The sequence below is a fragment of the Diaphorobacter sp. LR2014-1 genome, from assembly GCF_002916785.1.
In the GTDB taxonomy this organism is placed as follows: domain Bacteria; phylum Pseudomonadota; class Gammaproteobacteria; order Burkholderiales; family Burkholderiaceae_C; genus Diaphorobacter; species Diaphorobacter nitroreducens.
Genome location: NZ_MTBE01000081.1, coordinates 1 through 4015 on the forward strand (window position 1 = coordinate 1; position 4015 = coordinate 4015).

At 61.4% G+C, this 4015-nt stretch carries 9 protein-coding genes; 1 reads left to right on the top strand and 8 read right to left on the bottom strand.

All coding sequences use genetic code 11. The annotated features are described in order from the left end of the window. Positions 1-12: 12 nt before the first annotated feature. The 5 genes from BV908_RS21870 to BV908_RS22945 form a co-directional block, all read right to left on the bottom strand. A complete protein-coding gene (locus BV908_RS21870; RefSeq protein ID WP_103738567.1) occupies positions 13-249 on the bottom strand; it encodes a DUF4160 domain-containing protein in 237 nt (78 codons plus the stop codon). A 59-nt stretch (positions 250-308) separates the two neighbouring features. After that, positions 309-1235 carry a transposase gene (locus tag BV908_RS21875; RefSeq protein WP_210434053.1) on the bottom strand — a complete coding sequence of 309 codons (927 nt, stop codon included), beginning with the start codon at positions 1233-1235 and terminating at the stop codon, positions 309-311. A gap of 4 nt (positions 1236-1239) precedes the next feature. After that, the gene (locus BV908_RS21880; RefSeq protein ID WP_103739200.1) at positions 1240-1548 is read right to left on the bottom strand and encodes a BrnA antitoxin family protein; all 309 of its coding nucleotides are present in this window, start codon (positions 1546-1548) and stop codon (positions 1240-1242) included. Then, a complete protein-coding gene (locus BV908_RS21885) occupies positions 1508-1780 on the bottom strand; it encodes a BrnT family toxin (protein WP_103739201.1) in 273 nt (90 codons plus the stop codon). The genes BV908_RS21880 and BV908_RS21885 overlap by 41 nt, the downstream gene beginning before the upstream one ends. A gap of 103 nt (positions 1781-1883) precedes the next feature. Further along, on the bottom strand, positions 1884-2012 hold the full coding sequence (locus tag BV908_RS22945; RefSeq protein ID WP_281631040.1) for a hypothetical protein: 129 nt from the start codon (positions 2010-2012) through the stop codon (positions 1884-1886). 100 nt (positions 2013-2112) lie between these two features. On the opposite strand from BV908_RS22945, the gene BV908_RS22580 reads away from it, so the two are divergent. Continuing rightward, complete coding sequence (locus BV908_RS22580; protein ID WP_172751421.1) at positions 2113-2253, top strand: hypothetical protein; 141 nt, start codon at positions 2113-2115, stop codon at positions 2251-2253. A gap of 71 nt (positions 2254-2324) precedes the next feature. On the opposite strand, the gene BV908_RS21890 is transcribed toward BV908_RS22580, so the two are convergent. Genes BV908_RS21890 through BV908_RS21900 form a run of 3 tightly spaced genes read right to left on the bottom strand, consistent with a single transcriptional unit; the run spans position 2325 to position 3917 of the window. Next, a complete protein-coding gene (locus BV908_RS21890) occupies positions 2325-3434 on the bottom strand; it encodes a transposase (protein WP_103739146.1) in 1110 nt (369 codons plus the stop codon). Continuing rightward, the gene (locus BV908_RS21895; RefSeq protein WP_103739147.1) at positions 3431-3700 is read right to left on the bottom strand and encodes a DUF2442 domain-containing protein; all 270 of its coding nucleotides are present in this window, start codon (positions 3698-3700) and stop codon (positions 3431-3433) included. Before BV908_RS21895 ends, BV908_RS21890 begins: the two co-directional genes overlap by 4 nt. Further along, positions 3681-3917 (bottom strand): DUF4160 domain-containing protein, encoded by a 237-nt coding sequence (locus tag BV908_RS21900; RefSeq protein WP_103738567.1) that lies wholly within the window; start codon positions 3915-3917, stop codon positions 3681-3683. Before BV908_RS21900 ends, BV908_RS21895 begins: the two co-directional genes overlap by 20 nt. Between the last annotated feature and the right edge of the window lie 98 nt (positions 3918-4015).

Consider the following 4015-nt stretch of genomic DNA (forward strand, 5'->3'; position numbering starts at 1 on the left):
CGCACGTCTGTTTCAGGTGCCAAAGAATGCATTCCATGCCTCCTTTAAAGAAGATTGGTGAATTTTCACCATCCGTTGAATTTTGCTTAAATCTTGTGCAGAGAAACCCATGCTGCGTGCAACCGCCGCATCATGTAACCACACTTTGGCGGTCGCTGCATCCTTGTCGATATGCACATGGGGCGGCTCGTTCGGCTCGTGGCTATAAAAATAGAACCGAAATCCATCCACTCTCAAAATTGTTGGCATATGTTGTTTGGCCAGCAGGCTTAGCGGGGGCGGGGCATGCGGCCTCAGTGTAGGCAGTGCTACGGATTGAGGCAACTAAAGTGGGTGTCCTTTGTATTGGCGATGGTATCGACCAAGTCCAGGTATTCCTCCAAGCCAAACGGCACCGCCTGCGCAAAGCAGCTGGTGGGGTCAAACGGCATCAGCGGTGCCTCGGGCAGCGCCGATAGCTCTTGCTCTGAGCGCAGGCTGGGACATGGTGGGCGCGGCGTGGGGGCCGCTTCACCCGCAGCTTCTGGGGGCAACGCAGGCAGTGCGGGCGCCGCCACAGGTGCCCGCACCGGCTCAAAAGCCCGGCCTTGCAGCTCGGCCAGGCGCGCGGCAATAGAGGTGTGGGCGCTGTCCTCAAGGCTCTGGGCCATGCCAGCGCGAATGGGGTTCAAGTCCACGTAGGCCATGGCGGCCAGCAGCGCCTGCTCATCGAGCAGCGCCTGGCTTTTAAAGCGCCCCTCCCAAAAGCGCCCCTTGCAACCCTCCTCGGCATTGGCCTGGCGCGCAATGGTTTCGTTGAGCACGCGCATAAACCACGACACATCGGCCAGGCGCTGGCGGTACAGCGCGGCAAACTCGGCCACCTTGTCGCGCTCGGACTGGCCCAGGGGATCGGCGGGCGAGCCGCTCAGGTAGCGCTGCACCAGCAATGGGCCGGTGAACAGTTGCGTCCAGCGGCGCAGCACCTCATCGTCGCCCAAGGCCTGGGCGCGGGCTGCGTCCACGCGCAGCACGGCGTGGTAGTGGTTGCTCATCACCGCATAGGCGGCCACGTCAATGGTGAAGACCGAGGCCAGCTCACGGATGCGCGTTTCTATCCAGCCCCGGCGGTGTTCAAAGCACTGACCGGTAGCCGCATCCTGGCCGCACAGAAAAGCGCGGCGCACGCAGCGGTTGACGACGTGGTACCAGGGCGTGTCCGCCAGCGAGATCAGGGATGCGCGGGGGCGGGTCATGATGTCACGCTGGCGAATGCGTCTGCAGCCAGTCTTTCAAGGCATCATTCATGCGTGTCTGCCAGCCTTTGCCGGTGGCTTTGAAGGCCGCGATGACCTCCGCGTCGTAGCGCACCGTCAGGGCCTGTTTGGTGCTTTGCGCCTTGGGGCGGCCACGGGAAAGTGCCTCACGCAGCGCAGCCGCGCCTTCTGGGGCAGATACTGGCTGCTCACCGATTTTCCACTCGCCCTGCTCGAAGAAATCTTGCGTCAACTCCGGCGCGTCGTCTGGGTCAACCCAGGGCTTGGGCGAATCTTGCGATTTCACGTTCATTGGCTTTCCTCATGCTGATGATGCGGCGAACCTCGCCGCGAGGCGTCCAGACCAAGATAACCATCCGGCCATCCAACACACCGACGGTAGTGAACCGTGGCTCACCATAGTCAAAACGGGCATCTTCTGCCGTGACATTCACCCCGGCGAACACCTCGCCAGCCTGGGCGAAATCCAAGCCACGCTCTGCGAGTGTCTTGTCGCGCTTGTCGGGGTCGAACTCGATCTGCATAGCACTTATTGTAGTTACGTTATTTCGAGGGAGGAGCGGGGACGGGTCATGGGCAGGAGTTTAAAGAATGCTGTTTATTTAGGCAATTAAAGTGGGTGTCCTTTTAATTACGCGTGGACTGCACCAGCGGCGCCAGCGCGTTGCACAGCTGTGCAAAGCCGCGCTGCAAATCCTGCAAGCGCTGCGCCTGCTCGGGCGAAGCGTTCAGGGGAATGCGAAGAATGGAATCCATGGTGTGGCGCGGAGTGTAGCAGCAAGTCTTATATGAAATTCATATAAGAATGAATTTTTACCATCGCCGCCTTTGATGCCGAAACCCGCCTTGGCGGCGTGTGGCGACGCTGGCGCTGGCGATTCTGGATCGGCTTGATCGCCAAGACTTCGACACCACCGCGCTCAAGCTCGCATTAATGAATGCGCTGGTTGAGCACCTGCTTTTTGCTATTTATTTAATAGCTGTTTGCGTTCGCTAGATGGGGGCTGGGCACACCCCTACCACGCCGCGCGACGTCCCGTGCGCAGAGTGACGGCAGTAGCGCCTGCCTTACGCGGCTTTGGCTTCGAACACCCTCTTGGCCGCAGCCAGGCCACGCAGGCAGCGCTGCTGTCGGTGGGCGGCCAGCTCGATCAGCTTGGCGGGCGTGCCCACGGCGCTGGCAAAGTCCTTGAAGAAATGGTCGGCCGCGGCAATGAAGGCTTCGGCATCCATGCCCAGGCGGCCCAACAGGGGCGGCGTGCCGGCGGGAATGGCGCCGCGCTTGGCCGGGTGCACGACGCGACCCATGGTGTCGACCAGGTCCAGGTATTCCTCCAGGCCAAACGGCACCGCCTGCGCAAAGCGGCTGGTGGGGTCAAATGGCATCAACGGTGCCTCGGGCAGCGCTGATAGCTCTTCTTCTGATCGCAGGCTGGGCCATTGCGGGCTTGGCGTGGGTGCCGTTTCATCCGCAGTCTGGGGCAAGGCAGGCAGTGCGGTCGCTGCCACAGGTGCCCGCACGGGCACAAAAGCTTGGCCCAGCAGCTCGGCCAGGCGCGCGGCAATGGAGGTGTGGGCACTGTCCTGCAGGCTTTCGGTCATGCCGGCGCGAATGGGGTTGAGGTCCACATAGGCCATGGCGGCCAGCAGGGCCTGCTCGTCCAGCAGCGCCTGGCTTTTGAAGCGCCCTTCCCAAAAGCGCCCGGTACAGCCGTCCTCGGCATTGGCCTGGCGGGCAATGGTTTCGTTGAGCACGCGCATGAACCACGACACATCGGCCAGCCGCTGCCGGTACAGCGCAGCAAACTCGCGCACTTTCAGGCGCTCCGCCTCGCCCAGCGGCACGCCGCCCAAGTGGCGCTGCACCAGCACCGGACCGGTGAACAGCTGCGTCCAGCGGCGCAGCACCTCATCGTCGCCCAGGGCCTCGGCGCGGGCAGCGTCCACCCGCAGCACGGCGTGGTAGTGGTTGCTCATCACCGCATAGGCCGCCACGTCGATGGTGAAGACCGAGGCCAGCTCGCGGATGCGCGTTTCTATCCAGCCCCGGCGGTGGTCAAAGTTGCCGCCCGTGGCGGCATCATGTCCGCACAAAAATGCGCGGCGCACGCAGCGGTTGACGACGTGGTACCAGGGCGTGTCGGCCAGCGAAATCAGGCTAGAACGTGGGCGGGTCATGGCTTCAAGCCCACCTGAGGCGCCCTGGCGCCGCGCAGCAGCCCCTCGGTGCTCAAATCTTCGTCAATATCAGGCCAATGGATGCCATAGCCCCCACCAGCCAGCTCCCAATGGCTGCGTTGCTGGGGCGTGGCGTTGGCCAATCTGGGGTACCAGACCAACGGCACCGCAATCGTGCGCCCGTCCATCAAATCGACCACCAAACGCGCATCTTCTACGACCACATGCATTGCGCGCACGTCTGTTTCAGGTGCCAAAGAATGCATTCCATGCCTCCTTTAAAGAAGATTGGTGAATTTTCACCATCCGTTGAATTTTGCTTAAATCTTGTGCAGAGAAACCCATGCTGCGTGCAACCGCCGCATCATGTAACCACACTTTGGCGGTCGCTGCATCCTTGTCGATATGCACATGGGGCGGCTCGTTCGGCTCGTGGCTATAAAAATAGAACCGAAATCCATCCACTCTCAAAATTGTTGGCATATGTTGTTTGGCCAGCAGGCTTAGCGGGGGCGGGGCATGCGGCCTCAGTGTAGGCAGTGCTACGGATTGAGGCAACTAAAGTGGGTGTCCTTTGTATT